We start from the raw sequence: 26,784 nt of genomic DNA, 5'->3' as shown, positions 1-26,784 counted from the left end.
GCGGAGGTCTCGGCTAAACCCGCCCCCATGCTGGACCTCCGCCACGTCGTCGATCACATGGACGACGTCCGCGCCGCCTTGGCGCGGCGCTCGCCCGCGGCCGCGGCCGCCCTCGCCCCCATCGCCGAGCTCGGCCAGAAGCGGCGCGAGCTCATCGCGCTCAGCGAATCCAAGGCCGCCGCGCGCAACCAGGCCAACGAGAAGATGGCCAAGGCGGACAAGAAGTCCGCCGAGTTCACCGAGCAACGCGAGGCCCTGAAGCGCCTGTCCGCGGAGATCAAGGACGCGGAGCAGGCGCTCAAGGACGTCGAGGCGAAGATCCAGGCAGAGCTCGCCCTCGTCCCGAACATGCCCGATCCGTCGGTCCCGGACGGCAAGGACGAGCACGACAACGTCGTCGTCCGGACCTGGGGTGACAAACCGTCGTTCACGTTCACGCCCAAGGCGCACTGGGACATCGGCGAGGGCCTCGGCGTCCTCGACTTCGCGCGCGGCGCCAAGCTTTCGGGCTCGCGCTTCACCGTGCTCTGGGGCGCGGCGGCGCGGCTCGAGCGCGCGCTCATCAACTTCATGCTCGACCTGCACACGCGCGAGCAGGGCTATACCGAGGTCCTCCCGCCCTTCCTGGTGAAGGATTCGGCGCTCTACGGCACCGGGCAGCTCCCGAAGTTCGCCGAGGACCTCTTCAAGACGCACAAGAGCGACCCCGAGCGCGCCTACGACCTCTATTTGATCCCGACGGCCGAGGTGCCCGTGACGAACCTCCACGCCGACGAGATCCTCGAAGCCGACAAACTGCCGCTCGCCTACACCGCGTACACGCCCTGCTTCCGCGCCGAGGCGGGCAGCCACGGCAAGGACGTCCGGGGGCTCATCCGGCAGCACCAGTTCGACAAGGTCGAGCTCGTGCGCTTCTCGACGCCCGAGACCTCCGCCGAGAACCACGAGACCCTCACGCGGAACGCCGAGGAGGTCCTCCGCCGGCTCAACCTGCATTACCGCGTCTCGCTGCTCTGCGCGGGCGACATGAGCGGCGCCTCGCAGAAGACGTACGACCTCGAGGTGTGGCTGCCGGGGCAGAGCGTCTATCGCGAGATTTCGAGCTGCTCGAACTTCGGCGACTACCAGGCGCGGCGCGCGGCGATCCGCTACCGGCCCGAGCCCAAGGCGAAGCCGCGGCTCCTGCACACGCAGAACGGCTCGGCGCTCGCGGTCGGCCGGACGGTGATCGCCATCCTGGAGCAGTACCAGCAGGCCGACGGGACCGTGGTCGTGCCCGAGGCGCTGCGGCCGTTCATGGGGTGCGAGGTCATCAAGGGCGTCTAAAACTTGGCCGACCTCACGAGAACCCTGTAGGAGCGCCCTAGTCACGCCGAGCGTCCGCCCGTCGCCCCATCGCACGGGGCTGCGGACGTCCGGTGTTTGTCGGGAAGGGGCGTCTCATGCAGGCGTCGTGTGTGTCGTCGTCCATCGAAAGCAGGGGCCCGGAAGACACGATCCCGAGCGTGTTCCAGCCGCGCTCGTCCATGCTCCCGCCCCCCGCGGAGAACCAGGCCGAGACGCAGCCGGCGCCGCTCGCGCGTGAGAGCCATCCGACGATCCCCTACGCGCGCTCGAACCCGAAATCCTGGTTCGCCAACCACAAGAAGCGCCGCAAGCTCGCGCGCCTCGACCTCGACGAGGAGAGCACCGAGAGCGGCCGTCCCATGCCCGAGTGGTGCGTCGAGCTCGGCTCGGGCCTGCGGGCCATGACCACGTTCGAGCTCTGGATGGCCCTCGCCAGGGGTGAGATCGGGGCCGAGACCTCGGTCTGGCGTGACGGGATGGAGGGGTGGAGGCGGATCGAGCACATCCCCGAGCTCGCCTACGCGCTCGCCGATTCGGTCTCCTTCGACCCGCCGCTCGTGACGCCGGCGCCGCTGCCGGAGGTCGCGCTCACGCCGCCGCGCGGCGAGTCGAGGACACCTTTGACCTTCAGCGGGGCCGTCGCGCAGACGGGCGACCCTCCGCGCGTACGGCCTCTCGAGGGGGACGAGACCCGCTCGGAGCCGATTTCGCTCCCCCTCCGGGCGTGGCCCTTCGGTCGCAAGGGTGGGTCACGACGGTCTGTGGCAGGGCAAGGAGGGTTCTCCTTCGTGCTCGGGTGTGTCGTGGCGGTGACGGCGGTGGGCCTCGCGCTCGTGCATCGAGGGATCGCGCCCGCGGTCCTGTCTGGGCAAGACGAGGGTACGAACCGTCCCGCGCTCGTGTCCGGCGCCTCCGAGCTCGTGTCGAAGGTGGGGCACAGGACGGTCGAGACCCTCCGGCAGACGGAGGCGGCCCCCGTGGCGCCCCCTCCGCCCTCGGCGCGCCACCATACCGACCCGGGTCAGAGGCGGTCGCGACGGGGCGTTCGGCGGTAGCGACCGTCCCCGAAGACGAGCGCGACCCTCCTGCGCTGGGGGTCGACCGCCGGCGAGGTTGGTCACGGCTCTGTTTCGCTGGGGGTCGACCGTCGTCGAAGTCGGTCGGCCTCCTCCCGCGGCCGGCAGCGACCGTCTCCTCGGCACGTGCCAAGCGGGGAGAGTCGCGCTATCGTCCCGGCCCTCTCGAGCTCCGGGCACGCCCGGGGCCCGCTCCGGCGTCGTCTAAGGGCAGGACGGGGGACTTTGAATCCCCTAATCATGGTTCGAATCCATGCGCCGGAACCACTAGCGTCCCCCGACCGAGGGCGTTTACCGTAGCTGCGAGGAGCAGCCGGGCGTGACGAGCGACGACGAGACCGAGGAGGCCAGGTTCGTCGCGCGTCTCGTGGCGCGTGACGAGTCGGCCTTCAACGAGCTCGTCGTCGCCTACGAGCGACGCGTGTTCGCGCTCGTGTTCCGGATGATCGGGCGACGCGACGAGGCCGAGGACCTCGCGCAAGAGGTGTTCGTCCAGGTCTTCAAGGCGATCGATCAGTTCCGCGGAGAGTCGAAGCTCTCCACGTGGATCTTCCGGATCGCCGTGAACCTCTGCAAGAACAAGGCGAAGTACCTGTCGCGGCGCAAGGTGGGCGAGCAGGAGGACGTCCACGAGATCGCCGATCGCGTGACGGGCGACGGCGGCAAGGGCGTCACGGTGAGCGGGGCGATCAACCGTCCGGACGAGATCCTGGAGGGCATGCAGCTCGAGCGCATCGTCAGGCGCGCGATCGAGCAAGTCGACGCGGACTTCCGCGAGGTCTTGATCCTGCGCGACGTGGAGGACATGTCCTACGACGAGATCGCGGAGGTGACGGGCTTGCCGGAAGGCACGGTGAAGAGCCGCATTTTCCGCGCCCGCGCGCAGCTTCGCGCCCTGGTCGAGAAGGCGCTCGGCGACAAGCTGAGGAGCGAGAAGAAGGCATGAGCGGCGACGCGAAGCGAAAGCCAGAGGCGGGCGCGCCGGCCGACGATCAGGATCTGCTCGGCACGGAGGGCGACGTCACGGGCGAAGAGGCCGAGCGCCTCGCGGCCGAAGCAGAGCGCTGGCTCGACGCCGAAGAGAAGGCCGAAGCGAAGGACGAGGCGCCGGGCGCGGACGAGAAACGCGCGGCGAAGAAGCGCGACGAGGCCGAGGACGAAGCGCCGCTCGACGAGGTCGAGGTGCGCGAGCTCCTGCGGCGCGCGCTGCGTCCGCCGCCGGGCGCGGTGGCGCCGAGCCTGCTCGGAGGCGTGCAGAAGAAGCTGCGCACGCGCTCGCGAGGGAAGTTTTACGGCGACGGATGGAGCACGTCGCGCTCGCCGCGCTCGACGTACCTCGTGACCAGCGTGCTCATGCTGGTGCTCGTCGCGTTCGTGTTCCTCGTGCTCATTCCGTGGGGCGGCGGCGCGCTGCCCTGATGGGCGCGCCCTAGGCCAAAAGCTCGTCGTCGTCGACGACCTTCGAGCTCGGCTCCGAGGCGCCCGCGGCCGGCAGGTGAATCAGAAAGCGCGTGCCGCCGCCCTCGCGGCCGAGGCAGCGGATCGTCCCGCCGTGCGCCTCCACGATGTCGCGCGTGACCGCGAGGCCGAGGCCCGTGCCGCGTTGCTTCGTGGTGAAGAAGGGATCGAAGATCGACGCGCGTAGCTCCTCGGGCACGCCCGAGCCCGTGTCGTCGACCGCGAGGTCGATGCCGTCGTCCTCGGCCTTGCGGATCGACACGACGAGCTCGCCGCCTTTCGCCATGGCCTCGCGCGCGTTGCGCACGAGGTTCAGGAGCGCCTGACGGAACTGCGATTCGTCGAGGCGCGCGTCGGGCAGATCGTCGTCGGCGTCCACGCGGCTCGCCACGCCGCCGCGGTCGAGCTCGGGCCGCACGAAGGCCATGAGCTCGACCGCGAGGTCCTCGACGCGCTCGCGTTCGAGCCGCGGGCGAGGCCTGCGCGAGATGCTGAGGTACTGCTCGGCGATGCGCGAGAGCCGCTCCACCTCGGCCTTGATGGCGACGACGAGCTGCGAGGCCTCCTTGTTGTCCGACGTGGCGACCTCCTCTTCGAGCAGCTCGAGGTTGAGGCCGATCGACGAGAGCGGGTTGCGAATCTCGTGCGTGACGTGCGCGGCCATCTTGCCGATGGCGGCGAGGCGCTCGGCGTTGACGAGCTCGCTGCGGGCGCGCTGGATGGCGGCGACCATGCCCTCGAACGTGGTCGCGAGCTCGCCGATCTCGTCGTTCGTGGCCATGACCTCGCGCGGCGTGAGGTCGCCCTGGGCGACGGCCTTCGCGCGCTCGGTGACGGCCGTGAGCGGCGCGAGCACGCGGCGCGCGTAGATGGAGATCACCACGCCGACGAGCAGCGTGAGCACGAAGAGGCCGACGAGGAGCTGAATGGACCGGGCCTCGCGCCGCTTCGCCTCGGCCGTGAGGCTCTCCATCCGCTCCTCGACGCGCAGCTTGATGGCGCGGAGGCGCTGCGCGCCCTCGGCCTCGCGCTTGAGCAGCTCGTCGCGCGCCCGCTCCGCGGCTTCGCGGTCGCTCACCGCGAGCGCCTGGAAGAGCTGCCCGAACCGCTCGGGGTCCGCGACGAGGAGTTTTTCGATGGCCGCGGCCTCGTGCACGATCTCGTCCTGGAACTTCGCGACGGAAGGATCCTCGTCGACGAGCCCTTTCTCGGCGGCTTCACGCACGTGCGCGAACGTGAGCGGGCGCGTGCGGCGCGCGGTCTCGATCCACTCGCGCACGTCGCCAGGGTTTTTCGCGGCCGTGATGTGGTTGAGCTGCGCGTTGAAGACGTTCTGCGCGGCGAGGGCCTCGCCCACGCGGAGCAGGAGCGGCGCGTATCCGCTGCGGAGGAGCTCCGCGCCTTGCGACGTGTCGCGGAGCGCGCGAAAGCTCCAGGTCACGGTGAGCGCGAAGGCCGCGAGCACGAGCACGTAACTCGCGAGCAGCCTGCTCGAGACGGTTCGCCTTCGGCGAGGAACCTTCGGGGTCGACATGCGCGCGAGGACTCAGGGAGCGAGCGCCCGCGCGAGCAGGCTGACGAGGTCCTCGGCCGCTTCGCCGCGGCTCCGGAAGCGCCGCAGGCTCGACCCGCACGCCGTCACGAGCAGGCCTCCGCCCCGCGCCTTGTGCTCGGCGATGCGCGCGTCCGCGATGGCCTCGCTCGTGCGCGGCCGCGTCACGGGCAAGAGCGCGCCCGCGCCGCTGCACTCGCCGTGCTCACGGTCGCGCTGGAAGGTCGCGGGCTCCTTGCCGGACATCTTCGCGAGCAGCGCGCGCGGCTCGTCGTACCGGCCGAGCCCGCGGCCGAGCTGACACGGCGAATGCCACCGCACGGTCGTGCCCGCGAGCTCGGGCAGCACGCGGAGGCGGTCCTGCGCGGCGTGCGCGAGGTCGAGGAGGAGCTCGGGTTCGCGGGGCATGGTGACGCCGACACGGGCGTGCTCGACCATCGTGGCGCGCGCGCAGCCCGGGTCCACGACGAGGAGGCGCGGGACCTCGGAGACCTCGGCGGCGAGGCGCTCGGCGGACACACGGAAGCCTTCCCGGTCACCCGCGTGGAGCGAGGGAAGGCCGCAGCAGCTTCGAATGGCGCGCACCGGGCCGCCGACGAGCTTCGCCGCGACGGCGAGCGCGTCCTTCGCGACAGACGGGTTTTTCCGAGCGTACGAGCATCCGACGAGCACGCCGGCCGCGACGTGCCCGTGCCTCTTCGTTTCGCCCTCGATCGCATCAAGCGCCGCGGCCGTCTCGCCGTCGCGCTCTTGCGTCCGCATCACCACGTCCATGGCTGCCTTCGGCGCGGCGCCGCGCGCGAAAAAGTCCGCGCGCGACTCGACGAGCACCGTCGCGGGCTCGTTCCTGTGGTCGCACTTCTCGCGGCATGCGTGGCAGCCCGTGCAGGCCCACGCCGGCGCGGTGTGCTCGGCCTCGACGGGCACGTCGCCGCGGCCCGCGAAGTAGGTGAGGCTCATCTTGCCCCACGGCGTCACCGTCTCGCTCGCCTCCGCGTTCGAGACGGGGCACGCGGCGCGGCAGAGCTTCGGGCAGTACACGCACGTCTCGAGCGCGCGTTTGTGCGTGGCGACGATGGGCAGGCGGAGCACCTCCGGAGTCTCTGCTCCCGAGGCGATGCGCGCAAGGGATCCGCGGCTACCCCGTTCGTCCCGCGGGTTGTCCCGGGGTGCTCGCGCGGCCGCTGCGTCGGCTCGGTGGTCCTTCCTCGCCGGGCTGGCTCGCTCGCGCCGTCTTGGCCGATCGATCGGCCTCGGGCTCCTCGGCCGCCGGCGCTTGCGGTGAGCGCGCCGTCGTCGCGGCCGCGGAGGCCGACGTGGGGCTCGTCGCATGCACGAGCGGCAAGCCCGTTGCCTCGTCGACACGCGCGCTCGATGGCCGCGGGATGTGCGGCGACGCGGGAGACGCGGTCGGGGCCGGCGGCGCGATCGTCGCCATCATCGGCGTCTCCTGCGGGATCCGGATCGTGAACGTCGTTCCGCGCTCGGACGACTCCACCTCGATCGAGCCTCCGTGCTCGTCGACGATCTTCTTGACGATCGCGAGGCCGAGGCCCGTGCCGCCGCGCTTGCCGCTCGTGACGAACGAGTGGAACAACCGCTCGCGGATCTCCGGCGGAATCCCGCGCCCCGTGTCGGAGACGCTGAGCACGAAGTCCGAGCCCTGCCGCAGCGCGCGCAGCACCACCTTGCCGCCGCCGTGCGGCTCCATCGCCTCGACCGCGTTGCGCACGAGGTTGTGCACGACGCGCGTCATCTTCGTCTCGTCGAAGCGCGCGGTGCCGCGGTCGTCGAGCTCCATCACGATCGTGACGCGGTTGCCTGCGAGGTCGAGCTGGAGCTGCTTCTCGAGGTCGCCGAAGAACTTCGTCAGGTAGACCTTGCGCACGAGGATGCTGCGCTCGCCGCGGGCAAACTCCAGAAGCTCGCGCTGCATCGCGCTGATGGCGTCGAACTGCTTCAGGATGAGCCGCGCGTGCTCGGCGCGCACCGAGGGCTCGCCCGCGGTCGCCATGAGCTGCACGTAGCCGCTGATCACCGTGAGCGGCGTGCGCATGTCGTGCATCACGCCCGAGAGCAGCCGCCCGATCGCCGTGAGTCGCTCGCTCTTCTCGCGCTCGGTGCGCGAGCGGAAGAGGCGCACCGCGGTCGACGCGTTCGCCGACACGAGCCGCAAGAGCGAGCGATCGTCCTGCGTGAAGCCGAGCGCGTTCTTAGCGTTGTAGAGCCCGAGCGCGCCGAGCGACGTGTCCTCCTCGCCTTCGAGCGGCACGACGATGGCGCTCTCGATCTCCAGATCGAGCGACGGATGCATGTGCGTGAGCGCGGCCTCGACGATCGGCCCGACCGGCGGATCTTTCGGGCCGAGGTGGACCGACTCGTTGTGCGTCATGGCCCAGCCGAGCAGGCCTTCGCCGCGCTTGACGGGCAGTCGCTTCACGTCGACGTCGCGCACCGAGACGCCCGGCGCCGACGCGTCGCAGAAGTACAAGAACACGCCGGCCTCGCCCTCGTCGACGAGCAGACCACCGGCGCGCGCCTCGCACGCCTTCGAGGCCTCGGCGATGACCGCGCGGCTCAGCTCTTCGAGCGACGAGGCCCCGCTCATCGCCGTTTCGAGCTCGAACAGAAGCTTCAGATCGGCGACGCGGTGCTCGAGCTGCTCCTTCGTCTCGACGAGCTGCATGTTCTTCTGGATGACCGAGAGGAACAGGCGCGAGTTGTCGATGGAGATGGCCGCCTGCGTGGCGAGCGCCGAGAGCAGCTCCTCGTCGTACTGCGAGAACTCGCCCTTGCCGCCGTGCTTGTTCAGCACCTGCACGACGCCGATCGTGCGGCCCACGTGGTTGCGCATCGGCGCGGCGAGGATCGAGCGCGTCCGGTAGCCCGTGAGCTCGTCCCACGTGCGCTGGAAGCGTTTGTCTCGGTAGGCGTCCTTGACGCGTGCGATCTTGCCGTGCTTGGCGACGTGGCCGGCGATGCCTTCGCCCACGGGCAGCTCGATCGAGCGGACCTCGCCGCCGAGGATCACCCGCGAGAGCAGCATCTTTCGTTGCTCGTCGAGCAGGTACAGCGTGGCCCGGTCGGCTTCGAGCAGCTCCGTGATCTTGCCGAGGATGAGCTCGAGGAGCTGATCGAGGTCGAGGGTGGAGCCGAGCGCGAGCCCCACGTCGCGCAGCGCGCTGACGGTCTTCTCGGAGCGTTCGAGCCTGGCCTCGAGCTCCTCGACCCGGGCCGTGAGCTCTCGCAGGCGGTCCGCCTTACCGGTCACCAGTCGACGCTAACACGCCTCCGGCCGGCGCTACAGCGCTCCCGCAAAATCGCGATGGATCCGACGTTTGCCCGGGGGATCGGTAGGGGCAGGGGAGGGGAAAGGGAAGGGGGCCCCCAGTTCGAGGGCCCCTCAGGCATGGCCGCGGGGGCGGCGGGGGTTTGGGGGCAGAGTTCCGCGAAGCGGAACGGAGCCCCCATCGTTTATTGATTCATCGACTCGAGGAACTCCTGGTTCGTCTCGGTGCGGCTCACCTTGTCGAGCAGGAATTCCATGGAGTCGATGACGTTGAGCGGGTGCAGCAGGCCGCGGAGCAGCCACACGCGCTGGAGGATCCACTCGGGCAGGAGCAGCTCTTCCTTGCGCGTCGCGCTCTTGTTGATGTCGAGGCAGGGGAAGATCCGCTTCTCCATGAGCTTGCGGTCGAGGTGGATCTCGCTGTTGCCCGTGCCCTTGAACTCCTCGAAGATCACCTCGTCCATGCGCGAGCCCGTGTCGACGAGCGCGGTCGCGATGATCGTGAGCGAGCCGCCCTCCTCGATGGAGCGGGCCGCGCCGAAGAAGCGCTTCGGCTTGTGCAGCGCGTTCGAGTCGACGCCGCCGGAGAGGATCTTGCCGCTCGGGGGGACGACGGTGTTGTAGGCGCGGGCGAGGCGCGTGATCGAGTCGAGCAGGATGACCACGTCGTGCTTCTGCTCGACGAGGCGCTTGGCCTTCTCGATGACCATCTCGGCGACCTGGACGTGACGCGTCGCGGGCTCATCGAAGGTCGAGCTGATGACCTCGCCCTTGATGTTGCGCTGCATGTCCGTGACCTCTTCGGGCCGCTCGTCGATGAGCAGCACGATGAGCGTGGTCTCCGGGTGGTTCGTGCTGATCGCGTTGGCGATGTTCTGGAGCAGCACCGTCTTGCCGGCGCGGGGCGGCGAGACGATCAGACAGCGCTGGCCCTTCCCGATCGGGCAGAGCATGTCGATGATGCGCGTCGAGAAGCCCTTCGTGCCGTTCTCGATGTTGAACTTCTGCTGCGGGTAGAGCGGCGTGAGGTTGTCGAAGAGGATCTTGTCGCGCGCGACCTCGGGCGAGACGCCGTTGATCTTGTCGACCTTGAGCAGGGCGAAGTACGCCTCGCGCTCCTTCGGGGGCCGGATCGGGCCGCTCACCGCGTCGCCCGTGCGCAGGTTGAAGCGCCGGATCTGCGACGGGGAGACGTAGATGTCGTCCGGACCCGGCAGGTAGTTGTAGTCGGGCGCCCGCAGGAAGCCGAAACCGTCGGGCAGGCACTCGAGCACGCCCTCGCCGTACACAGGCTGATCCTGGGCAGCCAGGGCCTGGAGGAGCGCGAAGATGAGCTCCTGCTTGCGCAGGCCCGCGGCTCCTTCGATGTTGAGGCCCTTGGCCATCTGCACCAGATCGGCCATCGATTTCTGCTTCAGTTCACGCAGGTGCATCGATCGAAAACTCCACGGAGGGGCGTCGGCCGGAAGACGGCGCGTTCCCCGAGGTCGGTAGGGTTGTGGGAAGGTCGAGCTTCGAGTCGGCCCTTGGGCCGGCTCTCGTGGATTGCCCGCCCCTGGGAAGGGCGGTTCGACGGACTGTGACGAGGCGTCCCCAGTGAGGGGGCGCGGCCGAGCGCGGTGCTCGGCGGGCGGGGACTCTATCAAGCGATACTGACCTGTCAATCGGCCGATTCGCCTCGCGAGGTCGCTCCTTCGGGGGCGGATCGTTTCAGGGTGCGCGTTCGCGCGCAGGCCTACGAGGTTGCCTCGGTCGCGACGTGCGAGTAGGAATCGAGCGGTCCGATGGGGCTGAAACAAGTGCATCTGCACGTGAAGGGTCGCGTTCAGGGCGTCTATTTCCGGGCGTCGACACAGCGCGAAGCCAAGCGCCTCGGCCTCTCCGGCTGGGTCAAGAACCGCCCGGACGGAGGCGTCGAGATCCTCGCCGAAGGCGAAGAAGATGGCCTGAAAGAGCTCATCGCCTGGGCCCAGAAAGGCCCGAGCGCGGCGCGCGTGGAGCGCGTCGACGTCCGCTGGCGCGGATTCCAGGGCGATTTTCCGGACTTCCGCATCGTCGAGTGAACCGCCCGGGAAGGGCCGCGCGCTCGCCCGTCGTTCTCGGGGGCACCGTGAATCACGTCTCGAAGCTCGCTTCGTCGTTCGTTCTCGTCTCCGCGCTCGCGCTCGTGCCTCTGCACGTGCACGCCGCCGGAGAGATCACGCAACCTTCGGCCTCGGCCTCGGCGGCCGCAGCGCCGGCCGCGCCCGCGTCCTTGCCAGAGCTCCCGAAGCTCCAGCCGATCGTGCTGCAAGAGCCCGACGCCGCGGCGCTGCAGGAGCTCGACCGCGTGCTCGAGCGCCTCACGACGGGCGACGCGCGCGGGAAGGAGACGGCGCGCGCGGCCATCGCGGAGGTCACGCCGTCCGTGGTGCCTGCGGTGCGCGCGCGTGTGCAGGAGCTCCGCGCCGGGCTCGACCGCAAGGAGGCGCAAGGCCTGCTCGACGACGCGCGCAAGGCCGGCCGCAAGTCGCTGCGCGACAAGGAGAAGGCCGAGAAGGCCGAGAAGGCGGGCAAGGAGAAGGACAAGGCCGGCAAGGACGACAAGGCCCCCGCCAAGGACGACAAGGCCAGCAAGGACGCGAAGGCGCCGAAGAAGAGCAAGGCCGACAAGGAGAAGGACAAGGACGCGGAGGACGAGGGCGATTGGCTCGAGTTTGTCCTGGCCTCTCCGAAGCCGAAGAACGATACCTGGCGGGATCTCGTCCGCCTGCTCGCGATGGAGCGCATGCTGACGGCGGCGGGCACGACGCCCGCGGTGCGCGAGCTGTTGCAGATGTACTCGTACTTCGGCGAGCTGCTCCGCGTCGATCTCCAGCGGCAAATCGCAAAACTCCGCGACCGCGCCGTCCCCGCGCTCATCGAGGGCCGACAGCACGACGCGAAGATCGTGCAGCGCTTCGCAAGCAAACAGCTCGATCTGCTCGGCCGCGCGATCCCCGGCGAGGCCGTCGGCGTGACCGATCCGCAGGCCCTCGCCGACATCCTGCGCGCCTACGGCCGCACGCGCGACGTCGACGCCGTCCGCGTGATCCTCTCGTTCAGCAACAGCGACCGCATCCAGCTTCGCGAAGCCGCGCGCGAGGCGATCGCCGCGATCGGCGAGCCCGGCATCTGGCAGCTCCGCGACGCCTACCTGAACCAGACGGGCAACAAGGCGCCGCGCGAGTTCACGTGGGATCGCATCGCGCGCGAGCTCTTCGGCATGTACGACCGCGCGCGGCTCGCCGAGGTCTACAAGCTGATGGACGAGGGCGCGGCGCACGCGACCGCGAGCCGCTGGGTCGAGGCGACGAGCGCGTTCGACAAGGTGCTCGCGCGCTCGCCGGTGTTCGAGCGTCGCAAGGAGATGGCGCCGGCGTACGTGGCGCACGCGAAGACGCTCGAAGAGAAGGAGCCGGCGGCAGCGCTGGAGATGCTCCGCAAGGCGCTGCGGCTCGATCCGAAGGGGGAGGGCGCGCGGAAGGTCGAGGCGGAGATCGCCTACCTCGAAGGCGTGACCCTCATCGCGCGGGGCACGCCGGACAAGTTCCCGCTGACGAAGGCGATCGAGCTCGATCCGAGCAACGAGCGCGCGAAGCGGGCGCTCGCGTCGCTGGAGCAGGAGCGCATCGAGCCGCAAAAGAGCTCGCTGCACCGCTATGTCGCGGCGGGCGGCGTGGGGATCGTCGCGCTGATCGCGATGATCGCGATGATCTTCTTGGCGAGGCGTAAGCCTGACGCCGGTCGCGACGCGGAAGGGCCGCGGGCAGGCGGCAATCCACCCGCTCCGCCCGCCCCAGATGCGCCGGTCGCCGGCGCGGAGTGAAGGTTTCCGCGAGTCGCTCGCGGGCCCGACAAACGAAAACACGGGCACCTCGCGGTGTCCGTGTTCGTTTTTCCCTTCCAAACCCGTGAACGTGGCGACCGGTCACCCGATCCCCGTTCACGGGTTCGTCGTGGGAGCGCTTTACTCGTTCGACGCGGTCTCGCCCGAGCTCGCCGTCGAGGCGGACTCGGCCGAGGCCGACGCGGCCGACGTGGGCTCGGCGGTCACCGCCGCAGCCGGCTCCTCGGGAGCCTGCTTGTCGGTCACCTGCGCCGCGTCGATGAACTCGATGTAGACCATCGGCGCATTGTCGCCGCGGCGATTGCCGAGCTTGATGATGCGCGTGTAGCCACCGGGCCGGCCCTCGAAGCGCTTCGAGAGGTCGAGCATCACCTTCTCGACGACGTCGACCTTGGTCCCGTCGGCCTTCACGCCGAAGCGCGGCACGTACGACGAGACGAGGCGCTCGGCGTGGAGCCGGCGCGCCTTGTCAGCCGCCGACAGCTCGCTCTGCGCGGTATAGGCGACCTTGCCGAGGCGCGTGGCCTTGGTGATGAGCCGCTCCGCGACGCGCCGGAGCTCCTTGGCCTTCGCGTCCGTCGTCTCGATGCGCTCGTGGGTGATCAGGTTCGCCGTCAAGTTGCGCAGCATCGCGCGCCGGCTCGACGTGTCCCGACCAAACTGCCTCCCCGCCTTCTTATGACGCATATCGCACCCTCTAGGCTTGCGCCTGCTGCGCCTTCCAGCGCTCGAGCAGCTGCGGCCAGTTGTCGATCTTCATACCGAGCGAAAGCCCCATGTTCGCAAGGATCTCTTTGATCTCCTTGAGGGACTTCCGACCGAAGTTCTTGGTCTTCAGCATGTCCTGCTCGGTCCGCTGCACGAGCTCGCCGATCAGGGTGATGTTCGCGTTCTGGAGGCAGTTGGCGCTGCGCACGCTGAGCTCGAGCTCCTCGACCGAGCGGAAGAGGTTCTCGTTCAGCGGCTCCTCGTCGCCCGGCACCGTCTGGTAGCTCGTCTCCTCCGACTCCTCGAAGTTGACCCAGATCGAGAGCTGCTCCTTCAGGATCTTCGCGGCGAACGCGACCGCGTCCTGGGGCAGCACCGAGCCGTTCGTCCAGACCTCGAGCGTCAGCTTGTCGTAATCGGTCACCTGACCGACGCGCGCGTTCTGGATCGTGTAGTTGACCTTGCGGATGGGCGAGAACAGCGCGTCGATGGGGATCGTCCCGATCGCCATCGTCGGCGTCTTGTTCCGCTCCGCGGGCACGTAGCCGCGGCCGACGTTCACCGTCAGCTCCATCGCGAGCGGGCCCTTCTTGGCGAGCACCGCGATCAGGTGATCGGGGTTCAGCACGCTGAGCCCGTCGACGAGCTGAATGTCGCGCGCGTACACCGGCCCCGGGCCCTCTTTGTCGATGCGGACCGTGTAGGTCCGCGCGGCGGCCGCCTTGAAGACGACCTCCTTGAGGTTGAGGATGATGTCGCTGACGTCCTCGACGACGTCGGGCACGGTGGTGAACTCGTGCAGCGCCCCCTCGATGCGGACGGCGGTGATCGCCGCGCCCTGCAGCGACGAGAGGAGCACGCGGCGAAGCGAGTTGCCGATCGTGATCCCGAAGCCGCGCTCGAGAGGCTCGCAAGTGAACTTCGCGTAGAAGTTGTTCGACGACTCGGTGTCGATCGAGATGCCCTTCGGGCGGATCAGATCGCGCCAGTTTCGCGCGATCATCGTCATGCTTCCGCTGGTCTGCATCGTCATCAGCGTCCTCTTTCTTCGAGGGGTTCGCGCGGAAATCTCGCCCCGTCACCGCACTCGGTGAGCGAAAGCCGTCTCCTGCCCGCGTCGCGCCGGATGGCGCTATTTTCCTGCAATCAAAAAGCGATCGGGGCCGCGCTCCCTCGCACGCCCCCGATCAGCTTTCCGAAACGTTCACCGCAAGACCACCGACCTGCGAACAGAATCAGCGCGAGTAGTACTCGACGACGAGCTGCTCGCGGATCTCCGGCTCGTTGAGGTCCTCGCGCACCGGGGTGCCCTTGACCGAACCCGAGAACGATCCGCGGTCGGCCTCGAGCCACGAGGCGATCGGGCGCTTGTCCGCGCCGGCCACGGCGGCCGCCACGAACTTGAACTTCTTCGCGCCCTCCGTGAGCTCCACGCGATCGCCCACCCGAACCACGAAGCTCGGGATGTCGAGGCGCTTGCCGTTCACCTTCACGTGACCGTGGCGCACGAGCTGACGCGCCTCGGAGCGCGACGCCGCGTAGCCGAGCCGATGCACGACGTTGTCGAGGCGACGCTCGAGGAGCGCCAGCATCTCTTCACCCGTGCGGCCCTTGCGACGGCTCGCCTCCTGGAAGTAGCCGTGAAACTGGCTCTCGAGAACGCCGTAGATGCGACGCACCTTTTGCTTCTCGCGGAGCCGGACGGCGTACTCGCTGAGCTTGATGCGACCCTGGCCATGCTGGCCGGGCGGGTAAGGACGCCGCGTGTAGGCACACTTCTCCGAGTAGCAGCGCTCTCCCTTGAGGTAGAGCTTCATGCCTTCGCGGCGGCAGAGCTTGCAGACAGGACCAACGTAGCGAGCCATGTTCGTAACCTCGAGCGGACTCCCGCGCGCGCTGCTTCAGACCCGGCGCCGCTTGGGCGGCCGGCAACCGTTGTGCGGAATGGGCGTGACGTCGCGGATCAACGTCACCTTGAAGCCGGCCGTCTGCAGCGCCCGGAGCGCGCTCTCGCGCCCGGCGCCAGGGCCCTTCACGAATACGGCCACCGACCGCATCCCGTGCTCCTGCGCCCGCCGCGCCGCCTCTTCGGCAGCGAGCTGCGCAGCGAAGGGCGTCGACTTGCGCGACCCCTTGAACCCGCGCGCACCGGCCGACGACCACGCCACGGCATTGCCGTTGATGTCCGTGATCGTCACGACCGTGTTGTTGAACGTCGACTGGATGTGCGCGATCCCAGCCGCGATGTTCTTCTTGACCTTCTTCTTCTGCTTGGCCTTGGTGGCCGCCGTCTTCGGACTCGCCATAGCGTCCTCTTCCTAACGTCCCGTCACGCCTTCGTCGCCGGGCGACGCTGCAGCATGCCCTTGCGCGGGCCCTTGCGCGTACGCGCGTTCGTGTGCGTGCGCTGGCCATTCACCGGCAGACCGCGGCGATGCCGAAGACCGCGGTAGCAGCCCAGATCCATCAACCGCTTGATGTTGAGCTGAACCTCACGACGAAGATCGCCCTCCACCTTGTACTCGGCGTCGAGGATCTCGCGGATCGTCCTGATCTCTGCGTCGTTCAGCTCCTCCACCCGCTTGTTCTCGGGGATCTTGGCTTTCGCGCAGATCTGCTTCGCGAGCGCGCGGCCGATACCATAGAGGTACGGAAGCGCATACGCGAGATGCTTACGACGCGGGAGATCGACGCCAGCAATACGTGCCATGGTTGCTCCAGCTCAGCCCTGACGCTGCTTGTGGCGAGGGTTCTCGCAGATCACGCGCACGACGCCGCGACGGCGCACCACCTTGCACTTGTCGCAGATTTTCTTGACGCTCGGTCGCACCTTCATGTCGCGGCTCCGTTCCCTGTCCTCGCTCCGCTACTTGGGCTGCTTGGTCTACTTGTGACGATACGTGATCCGGCCACGCGTCGGGTCGTAGGGCGAAACCTCGACCGTAACGCGATCGCCGGGCAAAATTTTGATGTAGTACTGACGCATCCGGCCGCTGATGGTCGCGAGCACCCCGAGACCATTGTCGGCCTTCACCCGAAACATCGCGTTCGGAAGAGCCTCCTGAACGACACCATCGAACTCGAGCTTGTCGCCCTTCGGTTCCTTCGCGGGTTTCGAGCTTTGGTTCGATCGCCTCATGACTCTTCCGACTGCACTCGGCCAAGGGCCTCAAGCACCCTCGCCGTGACCTCCTCGGGTTTGCCGACACCGTCGACACGCCGGAGGAGACCTTTTGCTTCGTAGTAGGGCAGGAGCGCCGCCGTCATCGCCTCGTACGCATCGAGACGCTTTCCGACGGCCTCCGGCCGATCGTCCGCCCGATGCTCTAGCTCGGCATCCGGGGGCGGCGGATTATAGACGAGATGGTAGATCTGTCCAGACCTTTTGTCGGTCCGACGGTGGATCAAGCGCTCCTCCAGGAGAGATCGCGCCACATCCAGCTGCAAAACAGCATCGATCGTAAGGCCACGACCCGCAAGCAGACGCTCGAGCGCATCGGCCTGGGGGACCGTACGCGGAAAACCGTCGAGCAAGAACCCGTTCTTGCAGTCCGCGTCGTCGATGCGCTTGTCGATGAGCTCGATCATCGCCTCGTCCGGAACGAGGCCGCCCGCGTCCATGATCGCACGGTACCGCGGATCGAGCGTGCCAGCCGTCTTGGCCGCGCGAAGCATGTCACCCGTCGAGATCTGCGGGATCCCAAACTTGCCGGTGAGGACCTTCGCCTGCGTGCCTTTGCCCGAACCGGGCGGACCAACCAAGATCGCGATCATCCGAAGATCTCCCTTCTCATCCCTCGGGGAGGCGCCGCGCCCGAATGCGGCTCGCCCCAGGGCCGGTGAGCCCTTCGTAGCTGCGCGTGATGAGCTGCGCCTCGATCTGGTTGACCGTATCCAGCGCAACACCCACGACGATCATCAGGGACGTCCCGCCAAACGTGATCTGCACACGCAGGAGGTCACCAACCACCGACGGCAAGACACACACGGCCGCGACGTACATCGCCCCGCCGAACGTGATGCGATTCATCACGCCCTGGATGTAGTCCGCCGTCTGCTTGCCCGGGCGAATGCCAGGGATGTTCGCCTGCTGCTTCTTCAGGTTCTCCGCCACGTCGACCGGCTGGAACGTGACGCTCGTGTAGAAGTAGCAGAAGAACACGATCAGGAGCGCGTAGCCGGTGTTGAACACCCAGCCGCCACCGCTGATGATCGATTGGAGCTTGTCCGCGCCCGGCACGTTCATGTTCGCCAGCGTCGCGGGGAACATGAGCAGCGAGGAGGCGAAGATCGGCGGGATCGTGCCCGCCGTGTTCACCTTGAGCGGCAGGTGCGCGTTCTGCGCGCCGTACACGCGCCGCCCCACCTGCCGCCGCGAATACACGATCGGGATCTGCCGGCGACCGTTCTCGAAGAACGCGATCACCGCAATCGCAGCCACGACGAACGCGCCGACCGCCGAGATCGTGAGCGGCTGGATGTTACCCGCGTTCGTCGCGAGATAGCTGCCCACCCAGCCCGGCACGCCCGTCACGATGCCCGCGAAGATCAGGAGCGAGATGCCGTTGCCGATGCCGCGCTCCGTGATCTGCTCGCCGATCCACATGAGGAACGCCGTTCCCGTGGTCAGCGTGATCATCGTCATGAGCTGGAAGCCGAGACCCGGGTGCGTGACGATGCCCGCGCCCGCATCCGAGGCCGACCAGCCCTCGACGAGCTTGGCGCTGCCGTACGCCTGGAAGAGCGACAGCGCGACCGTGCCGTAGCGCGTGTACTGGTCGATCTTGCGCCGCCCCTGCTCTCCCTCTTTGCGCAGCTCGTCGATGGGCTTGTAGACCATGCCCATCAGCTGGATGATGATCGATGCCGAGATGTACGGCATGATCCCGAGCGCAAAGAGGGAGAAGTTCTCCAGCGCGCCGCCGGAGAACATGTTGAAGAAGTTCAGCAGACCGCCTGACTGCTTGGCCATGTACTTCGACATGGCGGCGCGGTCGACGCCGGGGACCGTGACGAAGACCCCGATGCGGTACACGGCCAGCATCACGAGGGTGAAGATCACCCTGCGCCGGAGCTCCGGGACCTTGTGGAAGTTCGCAATTCCCGCGAGTGTGGCCATGGTACGTCGGTGTGCTGCCTTGGGGGGGCTCGAGCCGAAAGGACGTTAGGCTTGCGCCGAAGCCTTGCCGGGCGCAAGCACGATCGCCTTGCCGCCCGCCGCCTCGATCTTGGCGATGGCGCTCTTCGAGAACCGGTGCGCCGTCACGGTGAGCTTCTTCGTGAGCTCGCCGTCGCCGAGCACCTTGATGAGGTCGTAACGACCCTGGAGCAGGCGCTTGCCCTCCAGCGCTTCCTGGTTCACGTCCGCGCCAGCCTCGAAGATCTCGAGGTCGCCGACGTTCACGTTCGCGACGATCGCCGCGAGCGGGTTGCGGAAGCCGCGCTTCGGCAGGCGACGCTGGATCGGGGTCTGGCCGCCCTGGAAGTGCTTCTTGCCGATGTTGCCCGTCGACCGGGCCTTCTGGCCCTTCTGGCCACGACCCGCCGTCTTGCCGAGGCCGGAGCCCACGCCGCGGCCGACGCGGGTCTCCTTCTTGTTGGCGCCTTCCGGGGCCTGAAGCTTCGAGAGGATGTCCATGCTGCTACGCTTCCTTACTTCGACGCCTGCGCGCCGTTGCCGTCGACTTCCTCGACCGAAACGAGGTGGATCACCTTCTTGACCATGCCACGGAACGAGGGCGTGTTCGCCACGAGCACCTCATTGCCCGGCTTGCGAAGGCCGAGGCCCCGCAAAACCTTGCGCGTGTGCTCCGTCTGGTTCGTCACGCTGCCCGTCTGCCGTACGCGGAGATGGGTCTTCACGGCGTACCTCCTTCACCCCCCTCACGCGGAGAGCGTGCCGGGGGCATCTGGCTCGCGCGACGACGGCTCGTCGCACTGCCCGTCGCGTTGCCACCCTTGCGCTGCCAACCCACGTCGTCCGCCTGCATCGAGCGCCGGCCCGCGACCTGCTCCACGCTCTTCAGCGCCTTGAGCGCCGCCACCGTCGCGTGAACGACGTTGTGCGGGTTGCTCGTGCCGAGCGACTTCGAGAGAACGTCGTGGATGCCCGCGGACTCGACGACCGCGCGCACCGCGCCGCCCGCGATGACGCCCGTTCCAGGGCTCGCCGGCTTCAAGAGCACCTTGCCCGCGCCGACGTGCCCGAACGCGTCGTGCGGGATCGTCGCCCCGTCGAGCGGGATGCGGAAGATGTTCTTGCGGGCCTGATCGTTGCCCTTCCGGATCGCCTCCGGGACCTCGTTGGCCTTGCCCAGGCCGACGCCCACATGTCCCGACTCGTCGCCCACAACGACGAGCGCCGAGAAGCTGAAGCGCCGCCCGCCCTTCACGACCTTGGCGACGCGGTTGATGTGGATCACCCGCTCCTTGAGCTTTTCTTCGTCGACCTGATCGAACGCCATACCGTGCCTTCTTCGTCGTCCGTGAAGTCTTCGCTATCGCCCGAGACGTTTTGCCCGTGACCCCCGCGGGTCCGGCGCCTTCGGGGCTAGAACTCGAGCCCCGCCTCCCGCGCGGCCTGAGCGAGGGCGCTCACGCGCCCGTGATAGAGGTAGCCGTTCCGATCGAACACGACACGGTCGATCTTCTTCGACTTGCAGATCTTGGCGATGAGCGCCCCGACCTTCTTGGCCGCGTCGACCTTGTTGTCGTTGTCGAGCGTGCCCTTCAGGTCCTTCGACAGCGTCGACGCGTGCGCGACGGTCTGACCCGTCGTGTCGTCGATCACCTGCGCGTAGATGTGCTTCGCGCTGCGGAAGACGGTGAGGCGCGGGCGAGCGGGCGAGCCGTTCACCTTCTTGCGAATACGGAGCTTGCGGCGCTCCCGTCCGACGATCTTCATAGCCATGGTCGTAACCCCGTACCTGTAGGGGCGACACGACGTCGCCCCGCTCGGTTACTTCTTGCCGCCCTTACCGCCAGCCTTGCCGGCCTTCTCGCGAACGCGCTCGCCACGATAACGAACGCCCTTGCCACCGTAGGGCTCCGGCGGACGGAAGCCGCGGATCGTCGCGGCCGTCTGCCCGATGAGCTCCTTGTCGGCGCCCGTCAGAACGAGGACCGTGCCCTTCGAATCCGCCGGGATCGTCGCCGTGAGGCCCTTCGGCACGTTGAACACGACCGGGTGCGAATACCCGAGCGCGAACGTGAGCGTCGTGCCCTTCAGGTCGACACGGTAACCGGTGCCCTTCAGCTCGAGCACCCGCTCGTAGCCGTCGGCCGCGCCCTTCACCATGCCGGCGAGCAGCGCCCGCACGAGCCCCTGCAGCCGCGAGCCATCACGCCCGGGCGCCGTCGAGGTCACGTGCAGCTTCGCGCCCTCGACCTTCACGTCGATGCTCGAAGGCAGCTCGCGCGCGAGCTGGCCCTTGGCGCCCTTGATCTCGACCTTGCGCCCCTGCATCGACACGGTAACGCCCTTGGGGACGTCCACCGGTCGCTTGCCGATGCGCGAGGTCTTGGAGGCCTCGCCTTGTTGCGTCGTAGCCGTTTGCATCACCACACCTCGCAGATGAGCTCGCCTCCGAGCTTGTTTTTGCGGGCGTCGCGGTCGCTCATCAGGCCGTGGGAGGTGCTCAGGATCGAGATCCCGAGGCCGGAGAGCACGCGGGGGATGCGGTCGTGCTTGACGTACACGCGTCGCCCCGGGCGGCTCACCCGACGGACTCCGTCGATCGCGCTCGAGCGGTCACGCCCGTACTTCAGCACGATCGTCAGCTTCCCAGGGTTGCCGTCGCTCGGCCGCACGTCCGCGATGTACCCCTCGGACTTGAGGATCTCGGCAACGGCCTGCTTCATTTTGCTTGCAGGAACCTCGGTCCGATCATGCCGCGCGAGCGCGGCGTTCCGGATCCGGGTCAGCATGTCGGCGACAGGATCGGTCATCATGGCATCACCAGCTCGCCTTGATCACGCCCGGCAGCTCGCCTCGGAGCGCGAACGTACGAAGACAGATGCGGCAGAGCTCGAAATCGCGGTAATAAGCCCGCGAACGGCCGCACACCTTGCAACGGTTCCGGTGCCGCACGGCGAACTTGGGCGGCCGGTTCAGCTTGGCGAATTCTTTTGCACGGGCCATCGAACGTTCCTCAATGCCTGAACGGGATCCCAAGCTCCGTGAGAAGGGCTCGTCCCTCCTCGTCGGTGCGCGCGGTCGTCACGAACGAGATGTTCATTCCCTTCACGACGTCGACCTTGTCGTAGTCGATCTCAGGGAAGATGATCTGCTCGCGCAGACCCATCGTGAAATTGCCCTTGCCGTCGAAGCCCTTCGGGCTCACGCCCTTGAAGTCGCGCACGCGCGGCAGGGAGAAGCTGATCAGACGATCGACGAACTCCCACATCCGCTCCCCGCGCAGCGTCACCATCACGCCGATCGGGAGGTTCTCGCGGAGCTTGAACGTCGCGATCGACTTGCGAGCGCGCGTCACGACCGGCTTCTGGCCCGAGATCGCCCGCATGTCCTCGACAGCGGAGTCGATGATCTTCGGGTTCCCGACGGCAGCGCCGAGGCCCATGTTGATCACGACCTTCTCGAGGCGAGGCACCATCATCGGGTTCTTGTACCCGAAGCGCTTCGAAAGCGCGGGCCCGACGGCCTCCCGGTACTTCGCGCGCAGGCGCGGCGCGTAGCTCGGATCACGCGGAACGTCAGCGACTTCGGCTTGCGGCGTGGCCTTCGCCTCGCCCTTGCCCTTGCCGCCCTTCCCGGCGTCCTTGCCACCCTTGCCGGCCGCAGCCGCCTGCGGCTTCGCAGCCGCCGGCTTGGCGTCCTTGGGCTTTTCGCCCTTGCCCTTGCCCTTTTCTTCCTTCTTGTCCGCCATGGCTCAGCCTGCCGCGATCACGGCGCCGCTCTTCGCGGTGCGCTGCTTCTTGCCATCGACGACCGTAGACTTCACCCGCGTGGGCTTGCCCGTCGTCGGATCCACCGGCATCACCTTGGAGGCATGAAGCGGCGCCTCCTTCGTGATCTTGCCGCCTTGCTGATTGCGCGGCGTCGGGCGCTGGTGCCGCGTCACCACGTTGATCCCCTCGACGACGACCTTGTCGTCCTCCGCGAGGACCTTCGTCACGCGACCCTGCTTGCCCTTGTCCTTGCCGCTGATGACCTGCACGAGGTCACCGACTCGGAGCCGTCGCATCAGAGCACCTCCGGCGCGAGCGAGATGATCTTCATGAACTTCTTCGCGCGGAGCTCGCGAGCCACCGGCCCGAAGATACGGGTCCCGATCGGCTCCTTCTCCTTGTTGATCAGCACCGCGCTGTTGGTGTCGAACTTGATGTAGCTGCCGTCCGAGCGCTGATACTCACGCGCCGTGCGCACCACCACCGCCCGCGCCGTGTCGCCCTTCTTCACCTTGGTGCCCGGCATGGCTTCCTTGATGGACACGACGATCACATCGCCGAGCCCCGCGTACTTGCGACGCGAGCCACCGAGAACCTTGATGCACTTGACGACCCGAGCCCCGGAGTTGTCCGCCACTTCGAGATGCGTCGTGACCTGAATCATGGCTACTCCTCCACCGGGCGGGAAATGAGCTTCGTCACGATCCAGCGCTTCTCGCGCGAGATCGGACGGTGCTCCTGGATCTCCACGCGGTCACCGACCTTGTACTCGTTCTTCTCGTCGTGCGCCTTGTAGCGCTCGCGGGCCCGGACGTACTTCTTGTAGACCGGATCCGGCGAGTTACGCACGACCTCGACCACGACGGTCTTGTCGCACTTGTTGCTCTTCACGCGCCCGACGAGCTTGCGGCGGAAGCCGTGCGGCTTCGCGGTCGTCTCGGCCTGAGCCTGCCCGGCGGCGGTCGCGTTCGCCTCGTTCGTTGCCATGGCTCTACTTGTTCCCTTCCGCCGCTGCCGACTCGCTGGCACGCTGCTGGAGGATCGTCTTGACCCGGGCGAGATCGCGGCGCGCCTTGCGGATCGCCGACGTGTCGTTCAGCCGGTTCGTGAAGTTCTTGAACTTGGCGTCGAACACCTCACGGCCGAGATTCTTCTCGAGCTCCTGCAGGTGCTCCGTCGTGCGTTCGCGCAGATCCTTCGCCTTCATCTCGAATACCTCACACGATCCCGCGAGCGATGAACTTGCACGCCATCGGGAGCTTGTGCCCGGCGAGGCGGAACGCCTCACGCGCCATCTCCTCGGGCACGCCCGAGATCTCGTACATGACGCGGCCCGGCCGCACCGCCGCGGCCCACTCCTCCGGCGCACCCTTTCCGCCACCCATGCGGACCTCGAGCGGCTTCTTCGTCACCGGTCGGTCCGGGAAGATGCGGATCCAGAGCTTGCCCGCGCGCTTGCAGTGCCGCTGAATCGCCATACGCGCAGCCTCGATCTGGCGAGACGTGATGCGCGCGGGCTCGAGCGCCTGCAGACCGAAATCACCGAAGGACACGTCGCTTCCCGTGGTCGCAACCCCGCGAATGCGGCCCTTCTGCATCTTGCGGAACTTCGTTCGCTTGGGAGACAGCATCGGTCGTTCCTACTGAATCCGGCGCGATTTGCGCTGGAGAACCTCACCCTTGAAGATCCACACCTTCACGCCGATGATGCCGACCTTCGTCCTCGCCTCGGCGAGGCCGAACTCGATGTCGGCGCGCAGCGTGTGGAGCGGAACCCGACCCTCGCGGTACGTCTCGACACGGCTCATCTCGCTGCCGCCGAGCCGGCCCGCGCACCGAACGCGGATGCCCTTCGCGCCGAACTTCATCGCCGTCGCCACGGCCTTCTTCATGGCGCGGCGGAACGCGATGCGACGCTCGAGCTGCGTCGCGATGTTCTCCGCGACGAGCTGCGCGTTCGTCTCCGCCTTCCGGACCTCCTGGACGTCGATGAAGACCTCGTTGTCCGTGAAGGAGGCGACGCCCGGGAACACCGTCTCACCCTTGGTCGCGGTGCCGACGTTGCCACCCTTCAAGGTCTCGATGCCCTTGCCGCCCTTGCCGATCACCATCCCCGGACGCGCCGTGTAGACGATGACCTTGGCCCGGTTCGCGGCGCGCTCGATCTCCACGCTCGCGATGTTCGCGTTGTAGAGGTACTGCTTGATCGCCCGCTTGATGCGGATGTCCTCGTGGAGCCACTTCTGGTACGCGTTACCGTCCTCGTACCACTTGCTGCTCCACGTCTTGATCACGCCGACGCGGAAGCCGTACGGATGGGTCTTCTGTCCCATGGAAGCCGTGTTCCTTTACTTGCGCTCGCTGAGCTCGATCACGATGTGAGAGACGCCCTTCACGACTTTCGTCGCGCGCCCCATCGCACGGGGGCGCCAGCGGCGGTTGAACTTGTTCGGGCCCTTGTCGACCGTGGCCTTGCTGATGAACAAAGCGTCGACGTCGGCGCCACCCTGGCGGGCGTTCGCCACCGCGCTCTCGATGACCTTCTTGATCACCGGCGCGCCCGACTTCTCCGTGAACTGGAGCAGCTGGATCGCATCCGCTGCATCGCGTCCGCGGACCAGGTCCGCAATCATGCGCGCCTTTCGCGGAGAGATCCGCGAAAACATCGCACTGGCCTTGCTTAGCATCCGAGAAACCTCGCAGACAGGGGGCCGGTTCGGCCCAGGGCGCCCGGTCGTTGGCCAACTCGGTCGACCAGCGTTACGCCTGTCGAACCGAGCCCTGCCGTCGTACGTTCCGGAAGACCAACCCGACGTCTCGCGACGAGGAACCCTCTCCGCGTCACCGGGGGGTGTCCCACGGCGGCCGAAGAGGCGAGCTGGATCCGAAGCGCCGTTACGGCTTCGGGAGGGACGAACACCATAGGCGATCGCCCCCAGGAAAACGGAGCGCGGTGTCTAGCAAAGCCCCACGACGCTTGCAAGCCAGATCCGCAGAAATTCTGCGAGCTCCACCGTCCGTGAGGGATCCGGCTGAACGGATCTCCCGCGATCGCTGAACGGGCGTCCGGAGCACGGTTCGGTTTTGAAGGATCCGCCGGGCCGCTCGTACTACGCTCACACTTCTTGAAATCGTCCGCGCCGGAGCCCCACCTCCCCGGGCCCTCGGCGCCTCCCAACTCCGGAGGACTCGGAACATGCAGTCTCGCTCGACGTTTGCCTTGGTTCTTACTTCGTTCCTCACGGCCGCGGCCCTCAGCAGCGGCTGCATCATCGTCACGGATCCCAACAACAACACCGGCGGAAGCGGCGGCGACGGCGGCGCGGGTGTCGGCGCCTCGGGCGGCGCCGGCGGCGTCGGCGGCGTCGGCGGCGAGGGCGGCACGGGCGGCACGGGCGGCACGGGCGGCGCCGGCGGCGAGGGCGGCGGCTCCTCCTGCATCGGCCCGGACGACGGCAGCGGCGATGTCGCCTCCTGCGACGCCATGAACATCACGCCCAAGCCGGAAGGCCCCGCGGCCCAGTGCCAGGGCACCGACGGGAACGGCAACCCCATCGAGTACGACCCCCCGGGCTACGGCACGTGCAAGCGTGGCTTCGACATCTACACGCGCGGCGCGGCCACCGTGCTCCAGAGCTGCCTCTCGGACATCGGCGTCGAGCCCGCGAACGCCTGTGACGATGAGCAGGTCGCCGACTGCGTCGGCAAGATGTACGCCGCGGCCTGTCCCTCGGCCGACGCAGCCCTCGCCTGCCAGACGATCTCCGACCAGCTCTGCATCAACGGCGAGGTCTTCGACACGCAGGGCTGCCAGCTCGAGACGAATCCCTTCAACAGCGCCGCGCTCCAGGAGCTCGCCAACTGCATCACGGACAGCTCCGAGCCCGACTGCAACAAGGCGTACGCCGCCTGCTTCGCGCTCGTCACGAGCTACTGACCCGCCCCCGCCCGCGCGCCCGGCGGCAGACAACCCCGGGCGCGCCGCCCTTCCTCCGTCCCCGCTCCATCCCAGGATCGCGAGATCTCCCACGATGGGTGCCGTTCGTTTGCACGGCTGCAGCTCGCGTCGGGCGCGTCGATCGACTTCGTTCGTCCGAGTTGAGCCGCACGCGGAAATCTGAGACGATGCTCCGGAAGTCGCTTCGGCCCGCTTGATCGGAGCCGCACTCCCGGCAGGCGCGCGCTCCGGATCCGACATGCGCGGTGGGTGCTCCACGTGGCCGCACCACCGCGCGCATTCGGGCGGCGCCGCGCCGGCGCGTTGCTCCCGGAGGTTTTCCTGATGGCTCGTACCCTTCTCTTTTCCAGCTCGCTGCTTCTGCTCGCGGGCGCCCTCGGCCTCGCGTCGTGCTCGGACAACGGCACGGGGGGCCAAGGTGGTAGCGGCGCGACCGGCGGCACGGGCGGCGCGGGCGCGACCGGCGGCACGGGCGGCACCGGGGGAACCGGAGGCGGCACGGGCGGTACGGGCGGCACAGGCGGCACCGGCGGAGTGGGCGGCACGGGTGGAGTCGGCGGCACGGGCGGCACGGGCGGCACGGGTGGAGTCGGCGGCGCCGGCGGTATCGGCGGCGAAGGC

General features: G+C 68.0%; 35 protein-coding genes, 1 tRNA gene and 1 pseudogene. 9 read left to right on the top strand and 28 right to left on the bottom strand.

What is annotated here, in order from left to right; all coding sequences use genetic code 11:
- Positions 1-27: 27 nt before the first annotated feature.
- The 5 genes from serS to QHF83_RS42135 all read left to right on the top strand — a co-directional run bounded on the left by serS (position 28) and on the right by QHF83_RS42135 (position 3,842).
- Positions 28-1,326 carry a serine--tRNA ligase gene (gene serS / locus QHF83_RS42155; protein WP_282423744.1) on the top strand — a complete coding sequence of 433 codons (1,299 nt, stop codon included), beginning with the start codon at positions 28-30 and terminating at the stop codon, positions 1,324-1,326.
- Between the two features lie 116 nt (positions 1,327-1,442).
- Complete coding sequence (locus QHF83_RS42150) at positions 1,443-2,402, top strand: DUF4339 domain-containing protein (protein WP_282423743.1); 960 nt, start codon at positions 1,443-1,445, stop codon at positions 2,400-2,402.
- Positions 2,403-2,616: 214 nt separating this feature from the next.
- Positions 2,617-2,690, top strand: a tRNA-Gln gene (locus QHF83_RS42145).
- 52 nt (positions 2,691-2,742) lie between these two features.
- Positions 2,743-3,369, top strand: coding sequence for a sigma-70 family RNA polymerase sigma factor (locus QHF83_RS42140; protein ID WP_272416906.1), 627 nt, complete (start codon positions 2,743-2,745; stop codon positions 3,367-3,369).
- A complete protein-coding gene (locus tag QHF83_RS42135) occupies positions 3,366-3,842 on the top strand; it encodes a hypothetical protein (protein ID WP_282423742.1) in 477 nt (158 codons plus the stop codon). Before QHF83_RS42140 ends, QHF83_RS42135 begins: the two co-directional genes overlap by 4 nt.
- A gap of 10 nt (positions 3,843-3,852) precedes the next feature.
- Here QHF83_RS42135 and QHF83_RS42130 read toward each other — a convergent pair whose 3' ends face one another.
- From QHF83_RS42130 to rho, 4 genes are all read right to left on the bottom strand, one after another.
- Positions 3,853-5,415: a sensor histidine kinase gene (locus tag QHF83_RS42130; protein WP_282423741.1), complete on the bottom strand. Its 1,563-nt coding sequence runs from the start codon at positions 5,413-5,415 to the stop codon at positions 3,853-3,855.
- 12 nt (positions 5,416-5,427) lie between these two features.
- The gene (locus tag QHF83_RS42125; RefSeq protein WP_282423740.1) at positions 5,428-6,525 is read right to left on the bottom strand and encodes a (Fe-S)-binding protein; all 1,098 of its coding nucleotides are present in this window, start codon (positions 6,523-6,525) and stop codon (positions 5,428-5,430) included.
- Between the two features lie 46 nt (positions 6,526-6,571).
- Positions 6,572-8,704 (bottom strand): GAF domain-containing protein, encoded by a 2,133-nt coding sequence (locus tag QHF83_RS42120; RefSeq protein WP_282423739.1) that lies wholly within the window; start codon positions 8,702-8,704, stop codon positions 6,572-6,574.
- 203 nt (positions 8,705-8,907) lie between these two features.
- Complete coding sequence (gene rho, locus QHF83_RS42115; RefSeq protein ID WP_272416911.1) at positions 8,908-10,155, bottom strand: transcription termination factor Rho; 1,248 nt, start codon at positions 10,153-10,155, stop codon at positions 8,908-8,910.
- A 351-nt stretch (positions 10,156-10,506) separates the two neighbouring features.
- Here rho and QHF83_RS42110 point away from each other — a divergent pair, with 351 nt between their 5' ends.
- Together QHF83_RS42110 and QHF83_RS42105 are read left to right on the top strand one after the other, a co-directional pair.
- Positions 10,507-10,785 carry an acylphosphatase gene (locus QHF83_RS42110; RefSeq protein WP_282423738.1) on the top strand — a complete coding sequence of 93 codons (279 nt, stop codon included), beginning with the start codon at positions 10,507-10,509 and terminating at the stop codon, positions 10,783-10,785.
- A gap of 47 nt (positions 10,786-10,832) precedes the next feature.
- The gene (locus QHF83_RS42105) at positions 10,833-12,569 is read left to right on the top strand and encodes a hypothetical protein (protein WP_282423737.1); all 1,737 of its coding nucleotides are present in this window, start codon (positions 10,833-10,835) and stop codon (positions 12,567-12,569) included.
- Positions 12,570-12,710: 141 nt separating this feature from the next.
- Here QHF83_RS42105 and rplQ read toward each other — a convergent pair whose 3' ends face one another.
- From rplQ to rplV, 24 genes are all read right to left on the bottom strand, one after another.
- Positions 12,711-13,277 carry a 50S ribosomal protein L17 gene (rplQ, locus tag QHF83_RS42100; protein ID WP_282423736.1) on the bottom strand — a complete coding sequence of 189 codons (567 nt, stop codon included), beginning with the start codon at positions 13,275-13,277 and terminating at the stop codon, positions 12,711-12,713.
- A gap of 10 nt (positions 13,278-13,287) precedes the next feature.
- Complete coding sequence (locus QHF83_RS42095) at positions 13,288-14,331, bottom strand: DNA-directed RNA polymerase subunit alpha (RefSeq protein WP_282423735.1); 1,044 nt, start codon at positions 14,329-14,331, stop codon at positions 13,288-13,290.
- Positions 14,332-14,533: 202 nt separating this feature from the next.
- Positions 14,534-15,163, bottom strand: coding sequence for a 30S ribosomal protein S4 (gene rpsD / locus QHF83_RS42090; protein WP_272458219.1), 630 nt, complete (start codon positions 15,161-15,163; stop codon positions 14,534-14,536).
- Positions 15,164-15,199: 36 nt separating this feature from the next.
- On the bottom strand, positions 15,200-15,604 hold the full coding sequence (gene rpsK / locus QHF83_RS42085; RefSeq protein WP_136935268.1) for a 30S ribosomal protein S11: 405 nt from the start codon (positions 15,602-15,604) through the stop codon (positions 15,200-15,202).
- A gap of 23 nt (positions 15,605-15,627) precedes the next feature.
- Positions 15,628-16,008, bottom strand: coding sequence for a 30S ribosomal protein S13 (rpsM, locus tag QHF83_RS42080; protein WP_272416916.1), 381 nt, complete (start codon positions 16,006-16,008; stop codon positions 15,628-15,630).
- Between the two features lie 12 nt (positions 16,009-16,020).
- Positions 16,021-16,134 carry a 50S ribosomal protein L36 gene (gene rpmJ / locus QHF83_RS42075; protein WP_136935266.1) on the bottom strand — a complete coding sequence of 38 codons (114 nt, stop codon included), beginning with the start codon at positions 16,132-16,134 and terminating at the stop codon, positions 16,021-16,023.
- Between the two features lie 48 nt (positions 16,135-16,182).
- The gene (gene infA, locus QHF83_RS42070; protein ID WP_136921418.1) at positions 16,183-16,437 is read right to left on the bottom strand and encodes a translation initiation factor IF-1; all 255 of its coding nucleotides are present in this window, start codon (positions 16,435-16,437) and stop codon (positions 16,183-16,185) included.
- Positions 16,434-17,072, bottom strand: a complete 639-nt coding sequence (locus QHF83_RS42065; RefSeq protein WP_282423734.1) for an adenylate kinase — start codon at positions 17,070-17,072, stop codon at positions 16,434-16,436. The genes infA and QHF83_RS42065 overlap by 4 nt, the downstream gene beginning before the upstream one ends.
- A 16-nt stretch (positions 17,073-17,088) precedes the next feature.
- Positions 17,089-18,417, bottom strand: a complete 1,329-nt coding sequence (secY, locus tag QHF83_RS42060) for a preprotein translocase subunit SecY (protein WP_272416918.1) — start codon at positions 18,415-18,417, stop codon at positions 17,089-17,091.
- Between the two features lie 45 nt (positions 18,418-18,462).
- Positions 18,463-18,936 carry a 50S ribosomal protein L15 gene (gene rplO / locus QHF83_RS42055; RefSeq protein ID WP_271930126.1) on the bottom strand — a complete coding sequence of 158 codons (474 nt, stop codon included), beginning with the start codon at positions 18,934-18,936 and terminating at the stop codon, positions 18,463-18,465.
- Positions 18,937-18,950: 14 nt separating this feature from the next.
- Positions 18,951-19,160 (bottom strand): 50S ribosomal protein L30, encoded by a 210-nt coding sequence (rpmD, locus tag QHF83_RS42050; protein WP_282423733.1) that lies wholly within the window; start codon positions 19,158-19,160, stop codon positions 18,951-18,953.
- Positions 19,157-19,762 (bottom strand): 30S ribosomal protein S5, encoded by a 606-nt coding sequence (rpsE, locus tag QHF83_RS42045; protein ID WP_282423732.1) that lies wholly within the window; start codon positions 19,760-19,762, stop codon positions 19,157-19,159. Before rpsE ends, rpmD begins: the two co-directional genes overlap by 4 nt.
- 86 nt (positions 19,763-19,848) lie before the next feature.
- On the bottom strand, positions 19,849-20,208 hold the full coding sequence (gene rplR / locus QHF83_RS42040; protein ID WP_136935260.1) for a 50S ribosomal protein L18: 360 nt from the start codon (positions 20,206-20,208) through the stop codon (positions 19,849-19,851).
- Positions 20,209-20,256: 48 nt separating this feature from the next.
- Positions 20,257-20,856 carry a 50S ribosomal protein L6 gene (rplF, locus tag QHF83_RS42035; RefSeq protein WP_282423731.1) on the bottom strand — a complete coding sequence of 200 codons (600 nt, stop codon included), beginning with the start codon at positions 20,854-20,856 and terminating at the stop codon, positions 20,257-20,259.
- The gene (gene rpsH, locus QHF83_RS42030; protein ID WP_272416921.1) at positions 20,856-21,248 is read right to left on the bottom strand and encodes a 30S ribosomal protein S8; all 393 of its coding nucleotides are present in this window, start codon (positions 21,246-21,248) and stop codon (positions 20,856-20,858) included. The genes rplF and rpsH overlap by 1 nt, the downstream gene beginning before the upstream one ends.
- Before the next feature lie 4 nt (positions 21,249-21,252).
- Entirely contained in the window at positions 21,253-21,438 is a 186-nt protein-coding gene (locus tag QHF83_RS42025; RefSeq protein ID WP_136935257.1) for a type Z 30S ribosomal protein S14, read from the bottom strand.
- Positions 21,439-21,448: 10 nt separating this feature from the next.
- Positions 21,449-21,979, bottom strand: coding sequence for a 50S ribosomal protein L5 (rplE, locus tag QHF83_RS42020; RefSeq protein ID WP_282423757.1), 531 nt, complete (start codon positions 21,977-21,979; stop codon positions 21,449-21,451).
- A 207-nt stretch (positions 21,980-22,186) separates the two neighbouring features.
- On the bottom strand, positions 22,187-22,501 hold the full coding sequence (gene rplX, locus QHF83_RS42015; protein WP_281316612.1) for a 50S ribosomal protein L24: 315 nt from the start codon (positions 22,499-22,501) through the stop codon (positions 22,187-22,189).
- Positions 22,501-22,869, bottom strand: a complete 369-nt coding sequence (gene rplN / locus QHF83_RS42010; RefSeq protein ID WP_271930139.1) for a 50S ribosomal protein L14 — start codon at positions 22,867-22,869, stop codon at positions 22,501-22,503. The genes rplX and rplN overlap by 1 nt, the downstream gene beginning before the upstream one ends.
- A 2-nt stretch (positions 22,870-22,871) precedes the next feature.
- Complete coding sequence (rpsQ, locus tag QHF83_RS42005) at positions 22,872-23,192, bottom strand: 30S ribosomal protein S17 (protein WP_271930142.1); 321 nt, start codon at positions 23,190-23,192, stop codon at positions 22,872-22,874.
- A gap of 4 nt (positions 23,193-23,196) precedes the next feature.
- Positions 23,197-23,412, bottom strand: coding sequence for a 50S ribosomal protein L29 (gene rpmC, locus QHF83_RS42000; protein ID WP_281316613.1), 216 nt, complete (start codon positions 23,410-23,412; stop codon positions 23,197-23,199).
- Positions 23,413-23,422: 10 nt separating this feature from the next.
- The gene (gene rplP / locus QHF83_RS41995; RefSeq protein ID WP_136935252.1) at positions 23,423-23,836 is read right to left on the bottom strand and encodes a 50S ribosomal protein L16; all 414 of its coding nucleotides are present in this window, start codon (positions 23,834-23,836) and stop codon (positions 23,423-23,425) included.
- Between the two features lie 9 nt (positions 23,837-23,845).
- Positions 23,846-24,538, bottom strand: a complete 693-nt coding sequence (gene rpsC, locus QHF83_RS41990) for a 30S ribosomal protein S3 (RefSeq protein ID WP_136935251.1) — start codon at positions 24,536-24,538, stop codon at positions 23,846-23,848.
- Positions 24,539-24,553: 15 nt separating this feature from the next.
- Positions 24,554-24,892, bottom strand: coding sequence for a 50S ribosomal protein L22 (rplV, locus tag QHF83_RS41985; protein ID WP_281316614.1), 339 nt, complete (start codon positions 24,890-24,892; stop codon positions 24,554-24,556).
- A 509-nt stretch (positions 24,893-25,401) separates the two neighbouring features.
- On the opposite strand from rplV, the gene QHF83_RS41980 reads away from it, so the two are divergent.
- Positions 25,402-26,142 (top strand): hypothetical protein, encoded by a 741-nt coding sequence (locus tag QHF83_RS41980; RefSeq protein ID WP_282423730.1) that lies wholly within the window; start codon positions 25,402-25,404, stop codon positions 26,140-26,142.
- 345 nt (positions 26,143-26,487) lie between these two features.
- A pseudogene (locus QHF83_RS41975) lies at positions 26,488-26,784 on the top strand (hypothetical protein); the annotation flags it as partial.

The sequence above is a fragment of the Polyangium sp. 15x6 genome (assembly GCF_029960785.1).
Classification (GTDB): domain Bacteria; phylum Myxococcota_A; class Polyangia; order Polyangiales; family Polyangiaceae; genus Polyangium.
Note: the sequence above shows the minus strand (reverse complement) of the source record. Positions and strands in the feature narration are given on the sequence as shown.